The sequence below is a fragment of the Bacillus sp. FSL W8-1127 genome (assembly GCF_038006725.1).
Classification (GTDB): domain Bacteria; phylum Bacillota; class Bacilli; order Bacillales; family DSM-4216; genus Bacillus_O; species Bacillus_O smithii.
Genome location: NZ_JBBOVU010000001.1, coordinates 2,348,136 through 2,371,441, shown reverse-complemented (window position 1 = coordinate 2,371,441; position 23,306 = coordinate 2,348,136). Strand labels below are relative to the sequence as shown.

General features: G+C 41.9%; 22 protein-coding genes. 20 read left to right on the top strand and 2 right to left on the bottom strand.

Features of this window, described 5'->3' with window-relative positions:
- Positions 1 to 277 precede the first annotated feature (277 nt).
- The 9 genes from lepA (at position 278) to mtaB (ending at position 11,565) form a co-directional block, all read left to right on the top strand.
- A complete protein-coding gene (gene lepA / locus NST12_RS11190; protein ID WP_003355420.1) occupies positions 278 to 2,104 on the top strand; it encodes a translation elongation factor 4 in 1,827 nt (608 codons plus the stop codon).
- Positions 2,105 to 2,283: 179 nt separating this feature from the next.
- On the top strand, positions 2,284 to 3,420 hold the full coding sequence (gene hemW / locus NST12_RS11185; protein WP_341101246.1) for a radical SAM family heme chaperone HemW: 1,137 nt from the start codon (positions 2,284 to 2,286) through the stop codon (positions 3,418 to 3,420).
- Positions 3,421 to 3,506: 86 nt separating this feature from the next.
- Positions 3,507 to 4,535, top strand: coding sequence for a heat-inducible transcriptional repressor HrcA (gene hrcA, locus NST12_RS11180; RefSeq protein WP_048623717.1), 1,029 nt, complete (start codon positions 3,507 to 3,509; stop codon positions 4,533 to 4,535).
- Positions 4,536 to 4,671: 136 nt separating this feature from the next.
- On the top strand, positions 4,672 to 5,295 hold the full coding sequence (gene grpE / locus NST12_RS11175; protein ID WP_445662346.1) for a nucleotide exchange factor GrpE: 624 nt from the start codon (positions 4,672 to 4,674) through the stop codon (positions 5,293 to 5,295).
- A gap of 39 nt (positions 5,296 to 5,334) precedes the next feature.
- Positions 5,335 to 7,161 (top strand): molecular chaperone DnaK, encoded by a 1,827-nt coding sequence (gene dnaK / locus NST12_RS11170; protein WP_048623716.1) that lies wholly within the window; start codon positions 5,335 to 5,337, stop codon positions 7,159 to 7,161.
- 170 nt (positions 7,162 to 7,331) lie between these two features.
- Complete coding sequence (gene dnaJ / locus NST12_RS11165) at positions 7,332 to 8,462, top strand: molecular chaperone DnaJ (protein ID WP_003355414.1); 1,131 nt, start codon at positions 7,332 to 7,334, stop codon at positions 8,460 to 8,462.
- A gap of 23 nt (positions 8,463 to 8,485) precedes the next feature.
- Positions 8,486 to 9,424, top strand: coding sequence for a 50S ribosomal protein L11 methyltransferase (gene prmA, locus NST12_RS11160; RefSeq protein WP_327796955.1), 939 nt, complete (start codon positions 8,486 to 8,488; stop codon positions 9,422 to 9,424).
- Positions 9,425 to 9,442: 18 nt separating this feature from the next.
- A complete protein-coding gene (locus tag NST12_RS11155; protein ID WP_003355412.1) occupies positions 9,443 to 10,201 on the top strand; it encodes a 16S rRNA (uracil(1498)-N(3))-methyltransferase in 759 nt (252 codons plus the stop codon).
- Between the two features lie 5 nt (positions 10,202 to 10,206).
- Positions 10,207 to 11,565 (top strand): tRNA (N(6)-L-threonylcarbamoyladenosine(37)-C(2))-methylthiotransferase MtaB, encoded by a 1,359-nt coding sequence (gene mtaB / locus NST12_RS11150; RefSeq protein ID WP_003355410.1) that lies wholly within the window; start codon positions 10,207 to 10,209, stop codon positions 11,563 to 11,565.
- 68 nt (positions 11,566 to 11,633) lie between these two features.
- Here the strand turns inward: mtaB and NST12_RS11145 are convergent, their stop codons facing one another.
- Positions 11,634 to 12,602, bottom strand: a complete 969-nt coding sequence (locus NST12_RS11145) for a DMT family transporter (RefSeq protein ID WP_341102212.1) — start codon at positions 12,600 to 12,602, stop codon at positions 11,634 to 11,636.
- A gap of 380 nt (positions 12,603 to 12,982) precedes the next feature.
- On the opposite strand from NST12_RS11145, the gene rpsU reads away from it, so the two are divergent.
- Both rpsU and NST12_RS11135 read left to right on the top strand, forming a co-directional pair.
- Positions 12,983 to 13,156: a 30S ribosomal protein S21 gene (gene rpsU, locus NST12_RS11140; protein WP_003355405.1), complete on the top strand. Its 174-nt coding sequence runs from the start codon at positions 12,983 to 12,985 to the stop codon at positions 13,154 to 13,156.
- A gap of 15 nt (positions 13,157 to 13,171) precedes the next feature.
- A complete protein-coding gene (locus NST12_RS11135; protein ID WP_003355404.1) occupies positions 13,172 to 13,618 on the top strand; it encodes a GatB/YqeY domain-containing protein in 447 nt (148 codons plus the stop codon).
- Between the two features lie 98 nt (positions 13,619 to 13,716).
- Here NST12_RS11135 and NST12_RS11130 read toward each other — a convergent pair whose 3' ends face one another.
- Positions 13,717 to 15,078, bottom strand: coding sequence for an IS4 family transposase (locus NST12_RS11130; RefSeq protein ID WP_087960047.1), 1,362 nt, complete (start codon positions 15,076 to 15,078; stop codon positions 13,717 to 13,719).
- Between the two features lie 381 nt (positions 15,079 to 15,459).
- On the opposite strand from NST12_RS11130, the gene NST12_RS11125 reads away from it, so the two are divergent.
- The 9 genes from NST12_RS11125 (at position 15,460) to NST12_RS11085 (ending at position 23,260) form a co-directional block, all read left to right on the top strand.
- Positions 15,460 to 16,134, top strand: coding sequence for an NfeD family protein (locus NST12_RS11125; RefSeq protein ID WP_327823973.1), 675 nt, complete (start codon positions 15,460 to 15,462; stop codon positions 16,132 to 16,134).
- A gap of 18 nt (positions 16,135 to 16,152) precedes the next feature.
- On the top strand, positions 16,153 to 17,151 hold the full coding sequence (gene floA / locus NST12_RS11120; RefSeq protein WP_327796958.1) for a flotillin-like protein FloA: 999 nt from the start codon (positions 16,153 to 16,155) through the stop codon (positions 17,149 to 17,151).
- A gap of 20 nt (positions 17,152 to 17,171) precedes the next feature.
- Positions 17,172 to 17,525 (top strand): hypothetical protein, encoded by a 354-nt coding sequence (locus tag NST12_RS11115; protein WP_341101240.1) that lies wholly within the window; start codon positions 17,172 to 17,174, stop codon positions 17,523 to 17,525.
- 74 nt (positions 17,526 to 17,599) lie between these two features.
- Positions 17,600 to 17,884, top strand: a complete 285-nt coding sequence (gene yqfC / locus NST12_RS11110) for a sporulation protein YqfC (RefSeq protein ID WP_340402387.1) — start codon at positions 17,600 to 17,602, stop codon at positions 17,882 to 17,884.
- Positions 17,885 to 17,894: 10 nt separating this feature from the next.
- Complete coding sequence (gene yqfD, locus NST12_RS11105) at positions 17,895 to 19,139, top strand: sporulation protein YqfD (protein ID WP_341101238.1); 1,245 nt, start codon at positions 17,895 to 17,897, stop codon at positions 19,137 to 19,139.
- On the top strand, positions 19,090 to 20,052 hold the full coding sequence (locus NST12_RS11100) for a PhoH family protein (protein ID WP_003355397.1): 963 nt from the start codon (positions 19,090 to 19,092) through the stop codon (positions 20,050 to 20,052). Before yqfD ends, NST12_RS11100 begins: the two co-directional genes overlap by 50 nt.
- Positions 20,053 to 20,290: 238 nt before the next feature.
- Positions 20,291 to 22,417, top strand: a complete 2,127-nt coding sequence (locus NST12_RS11095; RefSeq protein ID WP_341100970.1) for an HD family phosphohydrolase — start codon at positions 20,291 to 20,293, stop codon at positions 22,415 to 22,417.
- Complete coding sequence (ybeY, locus tag NST12_RS11090; RefSeq protein WP_327823975.1) at positions 22,414 to 22,884, top strand: rRNA maturation RNase YbeY; 471 nt, start codon at positions 22,414 to 22,416, stop codon at positions 22,882 to 22,884. Before NST12_RS11095 ends, ybeY begins: the two co-directional genes overlap by 4 nt.
- Complete coding sequence (locus tag NST12_RS11085; RefSeq protein WP_341100971.1) at positions 22,862 to 23,260, top strand: diacylglycerol kinase family protein; 399 nt, start codon at positions 22,862 to 22,864, stop codon at positions 23,258 to 23,260. The genes ybeY and NST12_RS11085 overlap by 23 nt, the downstream gene beginning before the upstream one ends.
- The last annotated feature ends 46 nt before the right edge of the window (positions 23,261 to 23,306 follow it).

Here is a 23,306-nt window from a genome sequence, read left to right as displayed (position 1 = left end):
CTCTTCTTTTATGTAAAAACGTTCTTTCAAGCAGGAAAAAGATACTTCTTCCACTAAGAGAGGGATAACCGCCGTGAATATCTCGAAACACATGAGTGATCCGAACTAACCGCATCAGATAAAATCGGATAAATCCGATTGAACAGCCAAATATGTGTACGGATTGTGGAAGAGAAGAAGACCGTTTTTGATAAGAAAGGTTTTCATTGAATCTTGGCAATCTGACTGCTATAATCGACAATAGTGTACGTGTGCCGATAAACAGGAGTGAATGAGTATGAAGCGGGAAGAAAAACTGAACAGACAGAAGCATATTCGCAATTTTTCCATTATCGCCCATATCGATCATGGGAAATCCACGCTTGCTGATCGCATTCTTGAAAAAACAAACGCCCTATCGGAACGGGAAATGAAAGATCAGCTGCTGGATACGATGGATCTAGAAAGAGAACGCGGCATTACAATCAAGCTGAATGCTGTTCAATTGAAGTATAAAGCGAAAGACGGAGAAGACTATATCTTTCATTTAATCGACACGCCTGGGCATGTCGATTTTACGTATGAAGTTTCGAGAAGCTTGGCAGCTTGCGAAGGAGCCATTCTCGTCGTGGATGCTGCCCAAGGCATTGAAGCTCAGACGCTTGCCAATGTCTATTTAGCCATTGATAATGATTTGGAAATTATCCCAGTCATCAATAAAATTGATTTGCCGGCCGCTGATCCGGAAAGAGTGCGCCAAGAAATCGAGGACGTCATTGGATTAGATGCTTCGGAAGCCGTGCTGGCATCAGCGAAAGCAGGTATCGGGATCGACGAGATACTGGAGCAGATTGTGGAAATGGTTCCGCCTCCGGAAGGGGATCCTGACGCCCCTTTGAAAGCGCTCATTTTCGATTCTTTATATGATCCGTATAAAGGGGTTATCGCCTATATTCGTGTAGTGGATGGATCGGTCAAAGTAGGGGACAAAATTAAAATGATGGCAACGGGAAAAGAGTTCGAGGTTACGGAAGTGGGTGTGTTAACTCCTAAGCCTGTCACTCGCGATGAATTAATGGTTGGAGATGTCGGCTATTTAACGGCCTCCATCAAAAATGTCGGTGATACAAGAGTCGGTGATACCATTACTTCGGCAGTCAACCCGGCTTCTGAACCGCTTCCCGGCTACCGGAAATTAAATCCGATGGTTTATTGCGGAATGTACCCTATCGACTCTGCTAAATTTAATGATCTTCGCGAAGCGCTTGAAAAATTACAATTGAACGATTCTGCTTTGCAATTTGAACCGGAAACGTCACAAGCACTCGGTTTCGGTTTCCGCTGCGGTTTCTTAGGACTTTTGCACATGGAGATTATTCAAGAGCGGATTGAGCGTGAATTTAAAATTGATTTAATTACGACGGCGCCAAGCGTTATTTATAAAGTTCATACGACGGATGGGAAAGAAGTTCAAGTAGATAATCCGACCAATATGCCGGATCCTCAGAAGATCGATCGGATCGAAGAACCTTATGTTCGAGCTAGCATGATGGTCCCAAATGATTATGTCGGTGCTGTCATGGAACTGGCGCAAGCAAAGCGCGGTCAGTTTATCGATATGCAATATCTTGATGACACTCGCGTCAATGTTATATATGAAATTCCGCTTTCTGAAATTGTGTATGACTTTTTTGATCAGCTAAAGTCCAGTACAAAAGGGTACGCTTCTTTTGATTATGAACTTATTGGATACAAACCGTCGAAATTAGTGAAAATGGATATCTTGCTGAATGGGGAGAAAGTCGATGCCTTAAGCTTTATTGTCCATCGCGATTTTGCTTATGAGAGAGGAAAAGTGATTGTAGAAAAGCTGAAAGACTTAATCCCTAGACAACAATTTGAAGTTCCGGTACAAGCCGCGATCGGGAGCAAAATCATAGCCAGATCCACGATCAAAGCAATGCGGAAAAATGTATTGTCGAAGTGTTACGGAGGAGACGTTTCCCGGAAACGAAAACTGCTGGAAAAACAAAAAGAAGGAAAGAAACGGATGAAGCAAGTAGGGTCCGTTGAAGTACCGCAAGAAGCCTTCATGGCAGTATTAAAAATGGATGACTCTAAATGACAGCGACTGTATTATCAAGTTTCTTTGTAAATAGAAAACGAACGATCGAATGGGAAGGCGAAGTTCCGCTTTCCCTTTCTCGTTTTTTTTCTTGGACCCATTTCTAGATCAACGTCGTGTAAAGGACTTTGCTGATTGTGTACAAGGATCTTTTTTAATAGGAAAGGGGTGAAGACTTTATGATCGAGTCTGCCTATATCCATATACCGTTTTGTAAACAAATTTGTTATTATTGCGATTTTAATAAGTTCTTTTTGAAAGGTCAGCCGGTTAAACGCTATTTGAAAGCGTTAAAAGAAGAGATGAGGATCACTCTTGAAGCATTTCCCACCCGAGAGCTGAAAACGATCTTTGTCGGAGGGGGGACTCCCACCGCGCTGGAAGCTGACCAGCTGGAAGAGCTTTGCAAAACGATCCGCGACATTCTTCCTTTCCAAAAAGGAGAATTTACATTTGAAGCCAATCCGGATGACTTAACAAAAGAAAAATTGGCCATTCTACACCATTATGGCGTAAACCGACTGAGTTTAGGAGTTCAATCATTTGATGATGAATTGCTGAAAAGAATCGGCCGGACTCATACGGGCAAAGACGTCGTGAAAACAGTGGATATGGCAATCAAAGCAGGATTTGAAAATATCAGTATTGATCTAATGTATGCCCTTCCCGGACAAAAGAAAGAGGATTTTCAGTTGTCGCTGGAAAAAGCGCTTCAACTCGATCTTCCTCATTATTCAGCGTATTCTTTAATCATTGAACCGAAAACGGTTTATTACAATTTAATGAAAAAAGGGAGACTGCCGCTGCCATCCGAGGATTTGGAAGCGGAAATGTATGATCTGCTGATGGATGAAATGGAACGGCATGGAATTCATCAATACGAAATCAGCAATTTTGCTAAAAAAGGCTATGAAAGCAAGCATAATCTTGTTTACTGGAATAATGGCGAATATTATGGGTTTGGCGCTGGGGCACATTCGTATGTGAATGGGAAGAGACGAGCTAATTACGGGCCGCTGAAAAAATATATGGCGCCGGTGGAAAACGGCCAGTTTCCTGTTATGGAAGAAATCAGTCTCAGCCAAGAAGAAAAGATGGAAGAAGAAATGTTTTTAGGATTGCGAAAAACAGAAGGAGTGTCAATGACTCGCTTTCAGCATAAATTTGGGATAGAGCTTATGGAGATTTTCTCATCTCCTGCGAAAGAAATGGAAAACAAAGGACTAGTGGAAGTACAAGGAGATTTTATCCGTCTCACGAAAAAAGGAAGGTTTTTGGGAAATGAAGTGTTCCAAGCTTTTCTTGGCATTAGTTAAATGATTGACAGAGGAGTCCCCTTTTGATAAGTTATTTAATAGATTTAGCACTCGATAGAAGAGAGTGCTAACAGAGGTGATGTAAGGTGTTAACAGATCGCCAATTGCTGATTCTGCAAGCAATTATTGATGACTTTATTCGATCTGCACAACCTGTCGGCTCGCGCAGTTTATCCAAAAAAAGCGAAATCCATTTTAGTTCGGCCACCATTCGCAATGAAATGGCTGATTTGGAAGAATTGGGATTTCTCGAAAAAACGCATACTTCATCAGGGAGAATTCCGTCTGAAAAAGGGTATCGCTACTACGTTGATCATCTCCTTCATCCGGAGAAACTCAATAAACAAGATATTATGATGATCCGCTCCATCTTCGCTGAAAGGATTTATGAAATGGAGAGGATCGTACAAAAGTCGGCGAAAATTTTATCAGAGCTGACCAATTATACAGCGATTGCGCTGGGGCCAAGATTAAAAGAGAACAAATTAAAAAGAATCCAAATTGTCCCTTTAAATAAGGAAACGGCGGTTGCCATCATTGTGACGGATACTGGACATGTGGAAAATCGGACCTTTACTCTCCCGAAAACGATCAGTTCAGGCGATATAGAAAAAATGGTCAATATTTTAAATGAACGATTATTTGGCGTTCCGCTTGACAATTTGCAGGATCACATATATAAAGAAGTGGCAACGCTGCTTCGCCAGCATATATCTAATTATGACGATATTCTTCGCTCGCTGGTGAGGGCGGTAGAACTTCCAGCCGATGAAAAATTATTTTTCGGCGGGAAGACCAATATGTTGAATCAGCCTGAATTTCATGATATCGAGAAAATTCGGTTATTACTGGATATGATTGAACAAGAGAAAGGCATTGCCCGTTTGTTGAACCAAATTCCAATCGGCATTCAAGTGAAAATTGGAAGAGAAAACAAAAATTTGGCCATGAAAGATTGCAGTCTCATCACGGCTTCCTATTCTATAGGAGATAAACATGTGGGAACCATTGCCGTTTTAGGTCCGACTCGTATGGAGTATTCAAGAGTCATTAGTCTGCTCCAGTTTTTTAGCGATAGTTTGAGTAATGTATTGACAAAATTGTATCAAAATTAAACATGGTGGAAATATTGAGGAGTGTTGATAGCGGGCGGTAACCGGCTTTTAGGCTGGCTGCTCTCTTTTTCTTTGTCTTTCCACTTTCCGCCATTTTAAGGAGGTGAATCCATTGACAGAAGAAAAAAAACAATCGATGGATGAGACAGAGCAAGAATTAAAAGAGAAAGAAAACGAAGAACTTCAGTCTGAAACTGAGAATAAACCGGAACTTTCTAAACAAGTAGCTGAATCCGAGGAACAATCGGAAGAATCTCCAGAAAATGGGGAGAATGTTCAAGAAGAAAATCAAACAGATATCGAAAAGCAAAAACAAAAAATTAAAGAATTGGAGACTAAACTGGAGGAAGCAGAGAATCGTTATTTGCGATTGTTGGCGGACTTTGAAAATTATCGCCGGCGTGTGAATATCGAAAAGCAAGCCAGCGAAAAATATCGAGCCCAAAGCTTAATCTCTGACCTTCTTCCCGTTCTGGACAATTTTGAACGAGCATTGCAAGTAACGGTCTCTGATGAGCAAGCAAAATCTCTTCTTCAAGGAATGAAGATGGTTTACAATGGTGTTTTGGAAGCCTTAAAAAAAGAAGGACTTGAAGAAATTGAAGCGGCTGGAAAAGAGTTTGATCCAAATATTCATCAAGCCGTCATGGTGGCTAACGATGAAACGGTTGGTCCTAACATCGTAGTGGAAGAACTTCAAAAAGGCTATAAATTAAAAGACCGTGTGATACGTCCTGCGATGGTGAAAGTAAATCAATAGGACGGAAAGTTTTACATAACAAGTTAGGAGGTATGAGACATGAGCAAGATCATTGGGATTGATTTAGGAACTACAAACTCTTGTGTTGCCGTTCTTGAAGGCGGTGAACCGAAAGTAATTCCCAATCCAGAAGGAAACCGTACAACTCCTTCGGTTGTAGCCTTTAAAAATGGGGAAAGACAAGTAGGGGAAGTGGCAAAACGTCAAGCCATTACCAACCCGAATACCATTATTTCCATTAAACGTCATATGGGAACGGACTATAAAGTGGAAATTGAAGGAAAACAATATACTCCACAAGAAATTTCTGCAATGATTTTACAATACTTAAAATCTTATGCAGAAGACTATTTGGGAGAAAAAGTAGATAAAGCGGTTATTACTGTACCTGCTTATTTTAATGACGCACAACGTCAAGCCACAAAAGATGCCGGTAAAATTGCCGGTTTGGAAGTCGAACGGATCATCAACGAACCAACTGCGGCTGCTCTTGCTTATGGATTAGACAAAATGGAAGATGATCAAACAATTTTAGTATACGACCTTGGTGGAGGAACGTTTGACGTCTCCATTCTTGAATTGGGCGACGGCGTGTTTGAAGTGCGCGCTACTGCCGGAGATAACCATCTTGGCGGCGATGATTTTGACCAAGTGATTATTGACTACTTAGTGGAAGAATTCAAAAAAGAAAACGGAATTGATTTGTCAAAAGACAAAATGGCTATGCAACGTTTAAAAGATGCTGCCGAAAAAGCGAAAAAAGATCTTTCCGGTGTAACGACGACACAAATCTCCTTGCCGTTCATTACAGCAGGCGAATCAGGACCTCTTCATTTGGAAATGACCTTGACGCGTGCTAAATTTGACGAACTCTCCGCGCACCTGGTAGAACGTACAATGGGACCGACGCGTCAAGCACTTCAAGATGCCGGTTTAACTCCTGCTGATATCGACAAAGTTATACTTGTCGGGGGATCTACTCGTATACCGGCGGTTCAAGAAGCCATTCGCAAAGAAATTGGAAAAGAACCGCATAAAGGGGTCAATCCGGATGAAGTAGTGGCCATGGGTGCTGCTATTCAAGGGGGAGTTTTGACAGGCGATGTGAGAGACGTTGTATTGCTGGACGTTACTCCGCTTTCACTCGGAATTGAAACGATGGGCGGCGTGTTCACGAAATTGATCGAACGCAATACCACGATTCCGACATCGAAGTCGCAAATTTTCTCCACTGCAGCCGATAACCAAACGGCTGTGGATATTCACGTTCTTCAAGGAGAACGCCCGATGGCAGCGGATAACAAAACACTTGGCCGCTTCCAATTAACGGATATTCCACCTGCTCCAAGAGGAGTACCGCAAATTGAAGTGACTTTCGATATCGACAAAAACGGTATTGTTAACGTTAGTGCGAAAGATTTAGGAACTGGAAAAGAGCAAAAAATTACGATTAAATCGTCCTCTGGATTGTCCGAAGAAGAAATTCAACGCATGGTCAAAGAAGCAGAGGAAAATGCGGAAGCCGACAGAAAACGCAAAGAAGAAGCAGAACTTCGCAACGAAGCTGACCAGCTCGTCTTTACGGTTGACAAGACTTTGAAAGAGCTGGAAGGAAAAGTGGATGCCGGCGAAGTGAAAAAAGCGGAAGAAGCTAGAGATGCCTTGAAAGCCGCCATTGAAAAAAATAATTTGGAAGAAATTCGCCAAAAGAAAGAGGCTCTTCAAGAAATCGTTCAAAACCTCTCCATCAAACTTTATGAAAATGCAGCCCAACAAGCACAATCTCAACAAGGAAATGACAGCAAGAAAAAAGATGACAATGTAGTGGATGCGGAATTCGAAGAAATGAACGACGACAAGAAATAATGGCCGTTTGAGGAAAAGAAAAAAGTCAAAGTCAGGTGTTCTTCATGGCTTTGGCTTTTTTCTTCATTGGCATCAAACATTTCCTTTCACCGCAGCTAACGATTTCATTGCATAACGGCTGGATTCAATGATAAAATATTCTTTATGTGAGATGCGGGAGTGTTCTAGGTATGAGTAAAAGAGATTATTATGAAGTTTTAGGCGTGAGTAAAAACGCTTCAAAAGATGAAATTAAAAGAGCATATCGAAAACTTTCAAAGAAATACCACCCGGATATCAATAAAGAACCTGGCGCCGAAGAAAAGTTTAAAGAAGTGAAAGAGGCATATGAAGTTTTAAGCGATGATCAAAAACGCGCCCGCTATGACCAATTTGGACATGAGGATCCAAGTCAAAATCAAGGCTTTGGCGGAGGATTCAGCGGTTTTGATGGTTTTGGCGGCTTTGAAGACATTTTCAATACATTTTTTGGCGGGGGCGGTTCAAGAAGAAGAAATCCGAATGCTCCAAGAGCAGGAGCCGATCTGCAATATTCCATGAGCATTTCGTTTGAAGAGGCCGTTTTTGGAAAAGAAACCGATATTCAAATTCCAAAGGAAGAAACATGCGATACTTGCGGCGGTTCCGGAGCAAAGCCGGGAACGAAACCGGAAACTTGTCCACATTGCCACGGAACCGGGCAAATCAGCACGGAGCAAAATACGCCATTTGGACGCATTGTCAACCGACGGGTATGTACGCATTGTGATGGCACTGGTCAAATCATTCGAGAAAAATGTTCGACTTGCGGCGGAACCGGTAAAGTGAGAAAAAGACGTCGCATTCATATTAAAATACCGGCTGGAATCGACGATGGACAACAACTGCGTGTGGCCGGTCAAGGAGAACCTGGGGTTAACGGGGGTCCTCCTGGAGATTTGTACATTGTATTCCATGTAAAGCCTCATGAGTTTTTCGAGCGGGACGGAGACGATATTTATTGTGAAATGCCACTTACCTTTGCCCAAGCGGCATTGGGAGACGAGATAGAAGTCCCTACCCTTCATGGCAAGGTGAAATTGAAAATTCCTGCCGGCACACAAACAGGAACAAAATTCCGCCTGCGCGGAAAAGGGGCTCCGAATGTGCACGGCTATGGAGTCGGAGACCAGCATATCATTGTGAAAGTCGTAACGCCAACGAAGCTCACCGAAAAACAAAAACAATTATTGCGTGAATTTGCGGAGATTGGCGGTTCCATTCCAGATGAACAACACGAATCATTGTTTGATAAGGTGAAAAGGGCAATTAAACGCGATTAATAAGAAACGGAGCAAAGCAAAACATGAAATGGTCGGAAATCAGTATCCATACAACAAACGAAGCAATTGAACCTATTTCAAATATTTTGCACGAAGCTGGGGCAAGCGGTGTTGTGATTGAAGATCCTTATGAGTTGAAAAAAGAAAGGGAAGATCAATTCGGGGAAATTTATCAACTAAATCCTGATGATTATCCTGAAGAAGGGGTTATTATTAAAGCCTATCTTCCCATTAACAGTTTCCTTGGCGAAACGGTAGAAGAGATCAAGCAAGCAATCAACAATCTTGTCTTATTCGACATTGATATCGGAGAAAATAAGGTTACGATCAGCGAAGTGCATGAAGAAGAATGGGCGACGGCTTGGAAAAAATATTACAATCCTGTCAAAGTATCCGAGAAATTCACGATTGTACCGACATGGGAGGAATACAAGCCCGTTTCGACGGATGAACTGATCATTGAATTAGATCCGGGAATGGCGTTTGGAACCGGCACCCATCCAACGACGGTTATGTGCTTGCAGGCGTTGGAGAAAATCGTCAAACCGGGGGATAGAGTGATCGATGTCGGTACTGGTTCCGGGGTATTGAGCATCGGTGCTGCCTTATTGGGAGCCGAAAAAGTGATGGCCTTCGATTTAGATGAGGTGGCCGTTCGGGCCGCAAGGTTAAATACGAAATTAAATAAAGTCCAAGACGTCGTAACAGTGCAGCAAAATAATTTATTGGATGGGGTCTCCGAACAAGTGGACGTTGTCGTAGCCAACATATTGGCGGAAGTGATTGTAAGATTTGCGGAGGATGCTGCAAAGGTTGTCAAACCAGGGGGATATTTTATTACTTCCGGCATTATTCAGAAAAAACGTCAAGAAGTAATAGAGGTCCTTACAAACTGCGGATTTAAGATAGAAGAAACAATGTTGATGGAAGACTGGGTGGCGATCATCGCCAAACGAATGTAGAGATTGGATGGTGACAGCGTGCAGCGCTACTTTATTCACGAACCAATAAAGGATGATCAGTCATTTAGAATAAAAGGCGAAGATTTTCATCATTTGTCGCGGGTTATGAGAATGAAAGCCGGAGACCATTTTTATGCTGTTTTTTCTGATCGCCAAAACCAAACGGCGTTGGCGGTTTTGGACGAAATTTCTAGCGACTGTGCCCGGGCCACGGTAGTAAAATGGATCCGTGATGAAAAGGAGTTGCCGATCCAAGTGACGGTGGCCAGCGGATTGCCAAAAGGAGATAAACTAGAGCTGATCATTCAAAAAGGAACGGAACTTGGAGCTTCTTCTTTTTTGCCTTTTATGGCAGAGCGCTCCATCGTAAAATGGGATGAAAAGAAGATGCACAAAAAAGTAGTCCGCTGGGAAAAAATTGCGAAAGAAGCGGCGGAACAATCTCAGCGAACCGTCATTCCGGAAATATACGAGCCCGTTTCGATTGAAAAGTTATGTGAAATGGCTGACCGCTATACTTGGAAATTATTTGCCTATGAAGAAGCGGCAAAAGAAGGAGAGCATCGGCAATTTTATGAAACGTTGAAAAATGTAAAGCAAAAAGACACCCTGTTGATCGCATTTGGGCCGGAAGGAGGCTTTTCCCAAGAAGAAGCTTCCTTATTGTCTGAAAAAGGGTTTATTCCGTGCGGCTTAGGGCCAAGAATATTACGGACGGAAACGGCTCCTCTTTATGCTTTATCCGCGATTTCCTATCATTTTGAATTAATGAGGTGATTTACATGCCGACAGTGGCATTCCATACATTAGGATGTAAAGTAAACCACTATGAAACGGAGGCCATTTGGCAGCTGTTTAAAGGTGCAGGCTATGAACGGGTTGATTTTGATTCTATTTCGGATATTTATGTGATTAATACTTGCACGGTGACCAATACAGGCGATAAAAAAAGCCGTCAAGTCATCCGGCGTGCTGTTCGAAAAAATCCTGACGCTGTTATTTGTGTCACGGGCTGCTATGCGCAAACATCGCCTGCGGAAGTTTTGGAAATTCCGGGAGTCGATATTGTCATCGGCACTCAAGATCGGACGAAAATTCTTGATTTTGTTGAGAAGTATCAAAAGGAACGGCAGCCAATCAACGCTGTCAAAAACATTATGAAAAACCGAGTGTTTGAAGAAATGGACGTTCCGGCCTTTACGGATCGCACAAGAGCTTCTTTAAAAATTCAAGAAGGCTGCAATAATTTTTGCACATTCTGCATTATTCCATGGGCTAGGGGACTTATGCGTTCACGCGATCCGAAAGAAGTCATTCGCCAAGCGCAACAGCTTGTCGATGCCGGCTACAAAGAAATTGTTCTTACCGGAATTCATACAGGCGGATATGGGACTGATATGAAAGATTACAATCTGGCTATGCTATTAAGAGACATAGAAGAACAAGTTCATGGGCTGAAGCGCCTGCGTATTTCTTCGATTGAAGCGAGCCAGCTCACGGATGAAGTAATTGATGTAATCGACCGCTCCAACATCGTCGTTCGTCACTTACATATTCCGTTGCAATCGGGTTCTAACACTGTGTTGAAAAGAATGCGCCGCAAATATACGATGGAGTTTTTTGCGGAACGGTTAAATCGACTGCGCGAAGCGCTTCCGGGATTAGCTGTCACGTCCGATGTGATTGTGGGCTTTCCGGGAGAAACAGAAGAAGAATTTATGGAAACCTATAACTTTGTAAAAGAACATAAATTCGCAGAGCTCCACGTATTCCCGTATTCTAAAAGAACGGGAACTCCGGCAGCCAGAATGGAAAATCAAATTGACGAAGAAGTCAAAAATGAACGGGTTCACCGTCTCATTACGCTTTCCGATCAATTGGCAAAAGAATACGCTTCTCAGTTCGAAGGGGAAGTGCTGGAAGTGATACCGGAAGAACGTTATAAAGAAGACCCAGAAAGCGGGCTGTACGAAGGATATACCGATAATTACTTAAAGGTAGTGTTCCCTGCTTCAGAAGACATGGTAGGAAAGCTTGTCAAAGTGAAGATTACAAAAGCCGGCTATCCATACAACGAAGCACAGTTTGTCCGCGTCCTTGATGACGATGTTCCCGCTGGAAAAGCTGCGCGTTTAGCGTAAAAGAAAGGAGAATGCACTAGAGGCATTCTCTTTTGCTTTTATACAAGTTCCATCGTATCCTGCCTTTGTTATACATGGATCGTCTCATTGTTCTGTTCTTTTTTGGGACGCGACAAGAAACTGTGCAAAAGCATGCCGATAACGACAAAACTGATTCCCAGCCAAGACAGGGGAGAAGGAAGCGGAGCGGATAATACGATCATTTCACCGATTATGGCGAACAACACTTCCGATGACTGGGTTGCTTCCACAGCGCACAATTTTTGCATGTTTCCTTTTACCATATCAGTAGCCGCAAAAAACATAACGGTTGCGATCACTCCGGAAAATATAGCCACCCAACCAGTTTGAATGATCTGTCCGAGGCTGGGAGGGCCGATCACAGCTGCTCCGTACAACGAAAGGACGATCCAAAAAGGAAGGCTCGCGATCGTCATGCCAAGTACACGTTGATAAGCGTCTAAGCGATGAGAAACGGCCTCCATCATTTTCCGATTCCCGAGCGGATAAGCAAAGGAAGCCAACATAACGGGGAAGATGCACAGCACAGCGTAGGCAGCTGAAATTCGAGCAGCGTGTTCGAATTGTATAAAAGCCACCCCTAACAGAATGAAGCTAGACATGGCCAGACCACGGGTGGGAATGTGTCCTCGCAGCTTGAGGGGGCCTCGTGCGGTTTGGACGGTTTCGTAAAAAAACGGTGCAAGAAGTGAACCCGAAATGATGGTTATTTGCCAAGTGGTGGCAATCAGCCAACCAGGACCATAGGCAGCGGCAAAACACAAAGGCGCATAAAATAGGCCAAAGCCAACCGTACTCCATAACAGCCATTCATAAGGCTGGTTTTTCATTTCTTGCCAAAGAGTTTTAAGACCCTTGCGGAAAGCAACGATCACCATCATGGGAGGAACCATAAAAAAATAGCGCAAAGAAGCGCTCCATATCCAGCTTCCGCCTTCTAAATCCATCATCCGGTTGAATAGGAATGTAAACGCAAAAAAGAAAGCGGCTAAAACCCCTAACAGAATCGGACGCATACTCATCGTCTGCCTTTCGGAAAAGAGTGAATATTCTTACAAAAATGTTTCGTTTTTATCCGCTGAAAAAACTTATGGTCTAAATTTGATCCATTTTGAACCATTTGGATAAATTGAACGCAACAAACTACTCGAAAATTATTTTACTCCGGGCAGTTTGTCTATGTAACCAGTTATCAGAAAAAAGAGATTCGAATCATTCAATACTGTTTCTCCAGAAATGGAATGGTGGCTGTAGAAACATTTTGTCTAAGGCATCCATTTCCTCATGAGGAGAGAATTGTTGACCTAAAGACAAGCATATATTATAATGTCATAGTACATGTTATGGTCATAAACCAATATGTAATCGTACTGTGTTCGGAGGGAGGGGAAGAGAGATGTCAAAAACGATTGTTCGCAAAAATGAATCGCTTGAAGATGCTCTTCGTCGTTTTAAACGTCAAGTATCTAAAACAGGTACTTTACAAGAGTACAGAAAACGCGAATTTTATGAAAAGCCAAGCGTAAGACGCAAGAAAAAGTCTGAAGCGGCCAGAAAACGCAAGTATTAAGAGAGGGTGTAGTCATTGAGTCTTCTCGAACGTTTAAATCACGACATGAAACAAGCGATGAAGAATAGGGAAAAAGAAAAGCTTTCTGTCATTCGCATGCTGAAAGCTGCTCTTCAAAACGAAGCGATCAAGCTTGGAAAAAGTGAGTTGGCAGAAGACGAAGAGTTGACAGTCCTTTCTCGCGAAGTAAAACAACGGAAAGACTCCCTCCAAGAATTTCAGAATGCAGGTCGTGAAGATCTTGTTGAGAAAATTCAAACTGAACTGACTTACGTGAGTGAATATATGCCTAAACCATTAACAGAAGATGAACTTGAGCAAATTGTTACGGAAACAATTGCTGAAGTGAATGCTTCTTCAAAAGCTGATTTGGGAAAAGTAATGAGCGCCATAATGCCAAAAGTAAAGGGGAAGGCAGATGGCTCTCTTGTCAATAAGCTAGTTCAGAAACATTTATCGTAAATAAAAAAGAGAGGCGAAGACGATCGCCTCTCTTTTTTTGCGGGCAAATTTTGAGCGTTTAACCTCCTTTTTCTGATCCATTTTCATATATAAATAACTCAACTTTCGCACACAGAAATATTTAAGCATTGCTTGATATAATTAGGTATAGTGGCCAACCATTTATTCATTTGATTTTTAAAGATGTCCATGTTCAAAGAAACCTCGGCTTCCGCCAAAGTTTGGAAAAGGTCAATAAGTGATTGAAGGGCAGTAATAAAATCTATGTCTTTTACATCTTCGCAAAGGATGTAAAAAAGGTTGCCAATCGTCTTAGGATCCTCCTCTTTTCGCATTTGCCAAGCAATGAGAATATATCGTGTAAAAACAATGGTTGTATGGCTAATTAACATGTCGTAGGAACGTCCCTGGAATTCTTTCTCTAAATTTAAAAGGGATTTATTGCATTTGAAGAAGACTTCAATGTCCCAACGCATGCCGTAAATACGAATGATCTCTTCATTTTCTAATGTTGTATCTGTGCTGAGAATGGCAAGCCATTCGCTCCGTTTATTACGGTTTCGTACAAATAGAATTTTTACTGGAATTCCATTGTCTAAAGTAGCATAAACGGATCCGCGAATGTCTTTTTTACCCATGTGAGGTTTTGCCAATTTGTAAAGTTGATTCAGTGTGAAACGTTCACCATTGTAAACGTATCGCTGCTTTAATTGCTTCACCAAGCCAATGACAAATAACCCTTTGTTCGTAATCTTCTCAATTAAAGGCGCTTGTGTAAACCAGGAATCCATGAGAACATAGTCAGCTATAATCCCTTTTTCAAGCGCATGATCAAGTAAAGCTGAAGCCACGTCCGGTTTTGATTTCAGAGCTTCCTGGCGACGCTTATAGCCAGATGTTCGTTTATCAATATTGGTATTGATTTCTTGCAGGCGATTTTCCTTTTTCGGTGAACTTAGAAGAGCAAAATCAACGGGAATAAAAGTAAAACTATCGGTCCAGCCAAGGGTAAGCATTTGAAACCCTTTCAAGTACTGATGGGTAGAGTGATCAAAAACCTTAGCCAACAGTTCAACCGACTTACTACGGTTTCTTGAAAAGACAGAATCATCAATCACAAAAGCTGTGACACGATCTTTTGAAGTTAATGGTTGAAGCAGACGGATCATTTCACTGCTTAATGAAAGCAGAAACTTTCTCCAATGATAGGTTGGTGTATTTAAAAAGCGATAGACTGTATCCTTTCCGGGCAGATCCTGAGATCGTTTACTCATAAAAGCACGAAACCAGTTCTTATATTGGAAGACTAAAAGAAAAATCAGTTTGAAAACAGTAAGACAAGAATACCCGGAAAGTTTCGTAATATTCGCTTTTCTTAAATGATATCCAATATTTAATTCGGAAAATCCTTGTTTAATTTCTTTTGGTAATTGCGCAAAGTAGTCTTTATTCGTTATCATAGTGGTGACACCTTTCTTTTGGATTTGGTTTCGTCACCAATATTTTACCAAAAGAATAGGTGTCTTTCTTTATGTTTTAAAAAATGTCAAATGATAATTTTGTACTTCCCAAAACCATTTACATCAAGCATTTAAACAAGATTTTGGACTGCGAAAGCTGAGTAAATAAAAAATCATTCGAAACTTTTTTCGGCATCGGGCGTAAATAAGATAACGGGAATGGTGGAGGTGTAAGCGATCGCGAGAATATCATTTTTATTCGTACTTTGTTTACTGTTGCTGCCTGTAGAAGTGTGTGCCAATCAATCGGAATCCTCTCTTCAGCAAGGGAAATCGTTTCCCGGAGAGAAGAGTGTTTTGGCGTTTGAAAAGGAGAAGGGAATGACAAATGAAGTTCATGAAAGCTTTGCAGAGAAGTGGAGCCGTATTCTGACCCATCCAGCCATGGTGACCATTTTGTTGAGCATTGCCAGTTTGGCATTCGTCATGGAACTTTTTACTCCTAGATTTGGAATTGTCGGAATTATAGGTATATTGGCTCTTGCGTTTTTTTTCTGGGCACATATTACTGCTGGTACGGCCGGGTATGAAGCCGTTGCATTCTTTTTAGTGGGTGTTGTTCTTTTAACCGCTGAATTATTTTTACCGGGCGGAATAGCCGGAATATTAGGGCTTTCCGCCATGATCGTAAGCATTTTGACGGTTGGAGATAATCGATTATGGATGGGGATTTCACTGTTGATCGCCATCGGGGTTGCCGTGACGGGGATGATCGTCATGAGAAGAGTGTTTCACCAAAAAATGAAGCTTTTTCAAAGGATGGTCCTGACCGATTCCACAGATTCAGAAAAAGGCTATGTTTCCCATGTGAATCGATATGATTTGATCGGAAAAACAGGTGTTTCGGTTACTCCTCTTCGTCCATCCGGGACTATTCTGATAGATGAGGAACGAATCGATGCGATTACGGAAGGAAATTATATTGCGAAAGATAAAAAAATTCAGGTAGTAAAAGTGGAAGGCGTTCGTATTATTGTAAGAGAAGTAAAACAATAAAAGGCAGGAGGAATAGGAATGGATCCAGGAATGATATTTGTTCTTATCCTGATTGTGATTGGACTTATTTTATTAGCCATACTTTTGACCATTGTTCCGGTTATGCTTTGGATTTCGGCATTGGCGGCCGGAGTCAGAGTCAGCATTTTCACATTGATTGGGATGAGGCTTAGAAGGGTGATTCCAAGCCGTGTCATCAATCCGTTAATTAAAGCGTCGAAAGCCGGCTTACACGTAACAACCAACCAGTTGGAAAGCCATTATTTAGCAGGCGGGAATGTCGATCGTGTCGTCAACGCTTTGATCGCAGCGCACCGGGCGAATATCGAACTTTCCTTCGAACGCGCCGCTGCGATTGATCTTGCCGGCCGTGACGTCTTGCAGGCAGTGCAAATGAGCGTCAATCCAAAAGTCATTGAAACTCCTTTTATTGCTGGTGTAGCGATGAACGGGATAGAAGTCAAAGCGAAAGCTCGAATTACGGTAAGAGCCAATATTGACCGCCTTGTCGGGGGAGCGGGGGAAGAAACGGTTATTGCCCGTGTCGGGGAAGGAATTGTTTCGACGATCGGTTCAGCTGATGACCATAAAAAAATATTAGAAAACCCGGATATGATTTCGCAGACAGTACTTGCGAAGGGGCTTGATTCTGGAACTGCATTTGAAATTCTTTCGATCGATATTGCCGATGTGGACGTTGGAAAAAATATAGGGGCCGAACTGCAAACAGAACAGGCGGAAGCAGATAAACAAATTGCTCAGGCTAAAGCGGAGGAACGTCGCGCCATTGCTGTGGCGACCGAACAAGAAATGAAAGCTAAAGTTCAAGAAATGAGAGCGAAAGTTGTAGAGGCAGAAGCAGAAGTGCCGTTGGCCACTGCGGAGGCTCTTAGAAAAGGAAATCTAGGCGTTTTGGATTATTTCAATCTTCGTAATATCGTAGCTGATACAGGGATGAGAGAATCAATCGGCAAACTGACTGGGGATTCAAAAGAGAATGATACACGAAAAGCGTAGAAGATGAAAGGAGAATCGCGATGGAAACCATGATCGGACTTTTGATTATCATTGTCGGAAGCTATCTATATAACATGTTCATGAGAAAAGCGAAAATCCAGCAAAAACGTTCAATCAATCGCATTAAAAAGGAAAGAACGGCGGAAAAAACGCATCCTTTGTCGGCAAAGGCTACGAAGGAACTTGAACCGAATTTCATTCGACATTCAAAACGAAATGAACGAGAAGATCATCAAGCCCGGGCAGCGTTTGAAATCAAAGAGGCTGCGGAAGAACAGTCTGCCATGACCATTCAAGAAAAGGAATTGGTTAAGGGGATCATTTTAGCTGAAGTTCTTGGTCCTCCAAGAGCGAAAAGGAATTATTTTTCCTAGGCAGGAAAGATCAAAAGAAGTGCTGAAACTTCCTTTTATTTCATACATATGAAATGAGAGGAGGTTCTTTTTTTATGGCAAAAAAGTGGCGGCAGCAAGTAAAAAGCTGGTTTGCTAAAACACTTGACCTACCTGAAGATGTCATGATGGACCTTCCAAGAATTACGATGATCGGACAAATCCATATATACGTGGAAAACCATCGAGGGTTGCTATCTTTTTCTGATAAAGAAGTTAGGCTGTTGCTGAAACAAGGACAGTTATTAATAAAAGGAAGTTCGTTTGTCATAAAAACCATTTTGCCGGAAGAAATTTTGCTGGAAGGTAGAGTAGATCAAGTTTTGTATTTGGAACAGTAGGGGGATAGTGATGAAAAACCAGTGGACGATGTTTTTGAAAGGAAAAGTATTGGTCAAAGCGGAGGGCCAAGGGACGGAACGATTCCTTAATCATTTGATAAGATCCAACCTTTCTGTCTGGAATGCCAAAAAAACCGGGACGAAATCGGTGATATTCTATATTCAATTGGAGGATCTTTCCGAATTTCGTAAAATTGCCCGTCATTTCGAAGGAAAAATCACGTTTCTCGAAGGAAGCGGCGGTCCGTTTATAGGAAAGAAGCTTATGAAAAACAGCGGCTTGTTGGCGGGGGTGCTCTCGTTTCTCATTATATTGGTGGTGCTTTCCAATATGGTATGGGGGATCGAAATAACGGGCGCCAGTCCGGAAATGGAACATGCCATTCGGAAAGAATTAAAAAGCATGGGCATTCAAAAAGGAAAACTGCAATTTTTCATAGATGACGTCGATTCGATTCAACGCCAGTTAACAAGTCGGGTAGAAGGAATTACATGGGTTGGTGTACATTTAAACGGGACAACCTATCATTTTCAAGTAGTCGAAAAAACGGAGCCAAAGGAAAAAAAGACAACAGGACCGCAAAATTTAGTAGCGAAAAAGAAAGCTGTCATTGTTAAAATGTTTGTTGAGAAAGGACAGCCTGTAGTGAAGCGAAATCAGTTTGTTCAAAAAGGACAATTGCTTGTTTCCGGTTGGGTTGGCAACGAAGAACATCTAAAAAGCGTGGCTTCCAAGGGAAAGGTTTGGGGAGAAACGTGGTATAAATCATCCGTTGAACTGCCGCTTGAGACGACGTTTCAAGTTTTTACCGGCAAGGAAAATCGAAGCTATTTTTTGAAAATAGGAAAGTTTTCTTTTCCTGTCTGGGGATGGTGGAAGAAGGAAACATTTAAATTGACGGCCTTGGAAGAAAGCAGCCATCCTATCAAGTTTTTCCGTTGGGAACTTCCAGTTGAATGGGGCCAGTCGATCAAACGTGAATATAAAATCGTGGAACGTCGATATACGGTGAATCAGGCGGTTCAAGAGGCGAATCAATTGGCAAGAAAGGATTTGAGAAAGCATCTTCAGTCGGATGCACAAATTACGGGCGAAAAAATTTTGCATCGAAGAATAGAGAATGGTAAAGTTAGGATAACAGTATATTTCCAAGTGATTGAAGATATTGCAAAAGGACAACCAATCATTCAAGGAGATAAAGAGAATGACAGAAAAAACCAAAAATCTGGAAATCATCCTGGAAGATCCGAATGAGGCAGTAGCTTTGTTCGGCATCTCAGACAGCAATTTAAAAACGCTGGAAGAAGAATTTCAAGTTTCTCTCATTACAAGAGGTGAAACGATTCTTATTTCAGGGAAAGAACAAGAAGTCGAGATTGTACACAACATATTAAAACAGCTGTTGAATGTGATGAGGAAAGGGATCCACATCAGCCAAAGAGATGTTGTGTACGCTGTACAAATGGCGAAACAAGGGACAATCGATTACTTCGATGGATTGTATGACAAAGAAATTGCGAAAAATGCGAAAGGAAAATCCATTCGCGTCAAGACGATTGGCCAGCAGCATTATGTTTCAGCCATTCGACAACATGACCTTGTATTTGGGATAGGACCTGCGGGAACGGGGAAAACGTTTTTAGCGGTCGTGATGGCGGTGCATGCACTCAAAAATGGATTCGTAAAACGCATCATTTTAACAAGACCTGCCGTTGAAGCAGGGGAAAGCCTAGGATTCTTGCCCGGGGATTTAAAAGAAAAAGTAGATCCCTATCTGCGGCCTCTCTACGATGCGCTTCATGATGTATTAGGCGTTGAACATACGCAGCGCTTGATTGAGAGAGGAACGATTGAAATTGCTCCGCTTGCCTATATGCGGGGCCGAACATTGGATGATGCTTTTATTATATTGGATGAGGCTCAAAATACCACTCGTGCCCAAATGAAAATGTTTTTGACCCGGCTTGGATTCGGATCGAAAATGGTCATCACTGGCGACAGAACTCAGATAGATCTCCCGAAAGGGGTCCATTCCGGACTTATTAGTGCTGAACATATTTTGCGGGATGTACCGGGGATTGGTTTTATATACTTAGAACAAACGGATGTTGTAAGGCATCCATTAGTTTCTAAAATTATTGAGGCCTATGATCGTTTCGATGAATAAGTCCGGTGGCGACACCCGGGCTTATTCTTTATCCAAGTTCCGTCTGTTAACGTTTCCTTGCTTCAGATGAATGACAGTTTTTTAAAAAATTCATTGATACAAAGCTATCATCGCTTTCATTGTTGGATTCTACTGATATCAGGTGAGTAGTGGATGGACGTGTCGGATATCGCCGTTTAAAGGAGTCATCACACGATGTCCGTAAAAGATCCTGATGCTTGATCGGGGGATATGTACGATGATTGTACAAAAGTGGATAACCCGTATACGCTCTGCTGTCAGCTATTCGATGTTGGCTGCGCTCATGTATACACTCCTCACAATTATTTTGTTTGTCGTCCTTTATATGAATGTAAAACCCGAAACGTATGATGTAGAATTGTTTTCCGTTGCGGATAAAACAATCCGTTCACCGAAAACGATCGTTGATAAAGAAAAAACGGAAGAGGAACGAAAAAAGGCAGCTGAAGAAGTGGAAGATGCCTATGTCTATAATCAAGATACTGCTCTCAATCGGGTTTCTCTCGTGAATTCCATATTTGATTTTATACAAGAAGTGAAAAAAGAAAGTCAAAAGGAAGAACGGGCGCCATTAGCCGAACTGAAAGATAAACTGACGAAAAATGTGACAGAAGATGTGACGAAATCGATTAGCGATGATGTTTTTTTAACGTTGTTGTCCGCCGATCAAGAAGAACTAGAAAAAACACGGAATGCGATTGTGGACAATGTGGAGTTTACGTTGCAGCAGCGGATTCGCAAGGAACATTTGACTGATTTTCAAAACCAAGTCGAACAAGCGATTGAAAAAAATCCATTGGCCCCAGATTTAAAACGGGCTGCGGTTGAAATTGGACGTTATGCCATCGTGCCAACTGAAGAGTATGACAGCCGGTTGACCTCCGAGCGGAAAGAACAGGCCCAAGAAGAAGTGGAACCGGTAAGGATTTTACAAGGACAAGTCATCGTCCAAGAAGGTCACTTAATTGACAGGGACATTTATCGGCAATTAAAACTGCTGGGTCTTATCAATCACCAACGTTCTTATAAACCTGTTTTTGGACTCCTTATTTTTGTTTTGGTTGTCGTTTTTTTGCTCATTTATTCTTTTCATACCGCTTCTTTGCCTTCAGAAAAGAAAAAGAGCTATCTGCTTTTAGTGGGCATGATTTTTACTTTTTCTTTTTTGTTAATGAAAATCATTGCCTGGATTGGAAATAACGACTATGCTCAGTTGAGCTTCCTGTATCCGGGAGCGCTTTCTTCCATGCTCATTACCATTTTAATCAATGAGCGGACAGCAGCAATCGTCGCCATTCTTTTGGCGGCTTGCGGGAGCATTATGTTTCATAATGGAACGAGTGAAACCATTCATGTCGAAATGGCTATTTATCTATTGTTCAGCGGTTTAACGGGAAGTTTGTTTTTATTGAAGCATCGCCGCCGCTTGAATATTTTACAGGCGGGAGTTTATGTGTCCATTGTCAATGTGCTCGTCATCTTATTTTTGAAATTAATCGGCAATGGATCGTATTCTGGAAAGGAATATTTGTTTTTTGCCTTGTTTGCTTTTATATCCGGGATAGCATCTGCCGTGCTGACGCTAGGCTTATTGCCGATGATTGAAAGTGGATTTGGCGTTTTGTCGACGATGAAGCTGATTGAACTATCGAATCCGAACCATCCTTTATTGAAAAAGATTTTAATGGAAACGCCGGGTACTTACCACCATAGCATCATGGTGGCCAACCTTTCAGAAGCGGCATGTGAAGCGATAGGAGCGAATGGCTTGCTTGCAAGGGTGGGATGTTATTACCATGATATCGGCAAAACAAAAAGACCAAAATTTTTTATTGAAAACCAAATGGATCATGAAAATCCCCATCAACATCTGTCTCCTGAGGTCAGTAAACAAATGATCATCGATCATGTGGTGGACGGAGCGGCTATGCTGCGAAAAGAAAAGCTGCCGAAGGAAATTGTGGATTTTGCTGAGCAGCATCATGGGACCACTTTGGTAAAATATTTTTATTATAAAGCGATTGAAAAAAACCACGAAGTGAATGAAGAAGATTTTCGATATCCGGGTCCTAAGCCGCAGACAAAAGAAATTGCCATCGTCAGCATTGCCGATAGTGTGGAAGCGGCTGTCCGATCGATGAAACAGCCAACTGTTGAACAAATAAAAAGCCTCGTCCATAATATTATTCAAGACCGTTTGCTGGACGGGCAGTTTAGTGAATGTGATATTACTTTAAAAGAACTGGAAATTGTCAAACAAACGATTTGTGATGCATTAAATGGCATTTTTCACTCGCGGATCGAATATCCGGAAATGAAAAAACAGACGGAGGAAGCAACATGAGTTTAATGATTGATTTAGTCGATGAAACGAATGAATTAAAGCAAGAAGATTTGGAATTAGTGGAGCAACTGCTGCAATTTGCGTCTGAAAAAGAAGGGATTCAGGAGGAAAGCGAAGTGTCTGTAACCTTTGTCGATAATCAGCGCATCCAAGAAATTAACAGGGATTATCGCCATAAAGATCAACCGACAGATGTGATTTCCTTTGCTCTTGAAGAGACTGACGAGGAGGAAGTGGAAATCATTGGTGAAGATATGCCTAGAGTTTTAGGGGATATTATCATCTCTGTTCCTAAAGCACGTGAACAGGCTCATGATTATGGCCATTCTTTTCAGCGTGAACTCGGATTTTTAGCGGTGCATGGATTTCTTCATCTTCTCGGATATGACCACATGACAGAGGAAGAAGAAAAAATCATGTTTTCACGGCAAAGGGAAATTTTAAATGAATATGGACTCAAAAGATAAAGATCGGAACGTTTTCAGCGTCCATCGATTAAAACGGTCCTTTTCGTTCGCTTTTGGCGGAATAGGTACGGCATGGAAAGAAGCGAACTTTAAAATTCACGTTATGGCGGCATTCTTAACTACGGCGGCCGGTCTCGCTTTTCAACTCTCAAAATGGGAGTGGGTGATCCTCTTACTTTTATTCGCAGGAATGTTCGCGCTGGAAATGGTGAATACCGCCATAGAAAAAATAGTGGATTTAGCGACACAAGACTACCATCCGCTGGCAAAAGAGGCAAAAGATTTAGCGGCGGGGGCGGTGCTCGTCTACGCTATTTTTGCTGTTGTGATCGGCATGATCATCTTTTTACCAAAATGGTTTCGACTTTTTGTATGAATGGAAGAGTCGCCCTAAAGGCGGCTCTTTTTCAAATCATGCGATT

Excerpts from the sequence above, each read along its gene's own strand:
- lepA (WP_003355420.1), top strand. The coding sequence starts at position 278 with ATGAAGCGGGAAGAAAAACTGAACAGACAGAAGCATATTCGCAATTTT.
- hemW (WP_341101246.1), top strand. The coding sequence starts at position 2,284 with ATGATCGAGTCTGCCTATATCCATATACCGTTTTGTAAACAAATTTGT.
- grpE (WP_445662346.1), top strand. The coding sequence starts at position 4,672 with ATGGATGAGACAGAGCAAGAATTAAAAGAGAAAGAAAACGAAGAACTT.
- dnaK (WP_048623716.1), top strand. The coding sequence starts at position 5,335 with ATGAGCAAGATCATTGGGATTGATTTAGGAACTACAAACTCTTGTGTT.
- dnaJ (WP_003355414.1), top strand. The coding sequence starts at position 7,332 with ATGAGTAAAAGAGATTATTATGAAGTTTTAGGCGTGAGTAAAAACGCT.
- prmA (WP_327796955.1), top strand. The coding sequence starts at position 8,486 with ATGAAATGGTCGGAAATCAGTATCCATACAACAAACGAAGCAATTGAA.
- mtaB (WP_003355410.1), top strand. The coding sequence starts at position 10,207 with ATGCCGACAGTGGCATTCCATACATTAGGATGTAAAGTAAACCACTAT.
- NST12_RS11145 (WP_341102212.1), bottom strand. The coding sequence starts at position 12,602 with ATGCGTCCGATTCTGTTAGGGGTTTTAGCCGCTTTCTTTTTTGCGTTT.
- rpsU (WP_003355405.1), top strand. The coding sequence starts at position 12,983 with ATGTCAAAAACGATTGTTCGCAAAAATGAATCGCTTGAAGATGCTCTT.
- NST12_RS11130 (WP_087960047.1), bottom strand. The coding sequence starts at position 15,078 with ATGATAACGAATAAAGACTACTTTGCGCAATTACCAAAAGAAATTAAA.
- NST12_RS11125 (WP_327823973.1), top strand. The coding sequence starts at position 15,460 with ATGACAAATGAAGTTCATGAAAGCTTTGCAGAGAAGTGGAGCCGTATT.
- floA (WP_327796958.1), top strand. The coding sequence starts at position 16,153 with ATGGATCCAGGAATGATATTTGTTCTTATCCTGATTGTGATTGGACTT.
- NST12_RS11115 (WP_341101240.1), top strand. The coding sequence starts at position 17,172 with ATGGAAACCATGATCGGACTTTTGATTATCATTGTCGGAAGCTATCTA.
- yqfC (WP_340402387.1), top strand. The coding sequence starts at position 17,600 with ATGGCAAAAAAGTGGCGGCAGCAAGTAAAAAGCTGGTTTGCTAAAACA.
- yqfD (WP_341101238.1), top strand. The coding sequence starts at position 17,895 with ATGAAAAACCAGTGGACGATGTTTTTGAAAGGAAAAGTATTGGTCAAA.
- NST12_RS11100 (WP_003355397.1), top strand. The coding sequence starts at position 19,090 with ATGACAGAAAAAACCAAAAATCTGGAAATCATCCTGGAAGATCCGAAT.
- NST12_RS11095 (WP_341100970.1), top strand. The coding sequence starts at position 20,291 with ATGATTGTACAAAAGTGGATAACCCGTATACGCTCTGCTGTCAGCTAT.
- ybeY (WP_327823975.1), top strand. The coding sequence starts at position 22,414 with ATGAGTTTAATGATTGATTTAGTCGATGAAACGAATGAATTAAAGCAA.
- NST12_RS11085 (WP_341100971.1), top strand. The coding sequence starts at position 22,862 with ATGAATATGGACTCAAAAGATAAAGATCGGAACGTTTTCAGCGTCCAT.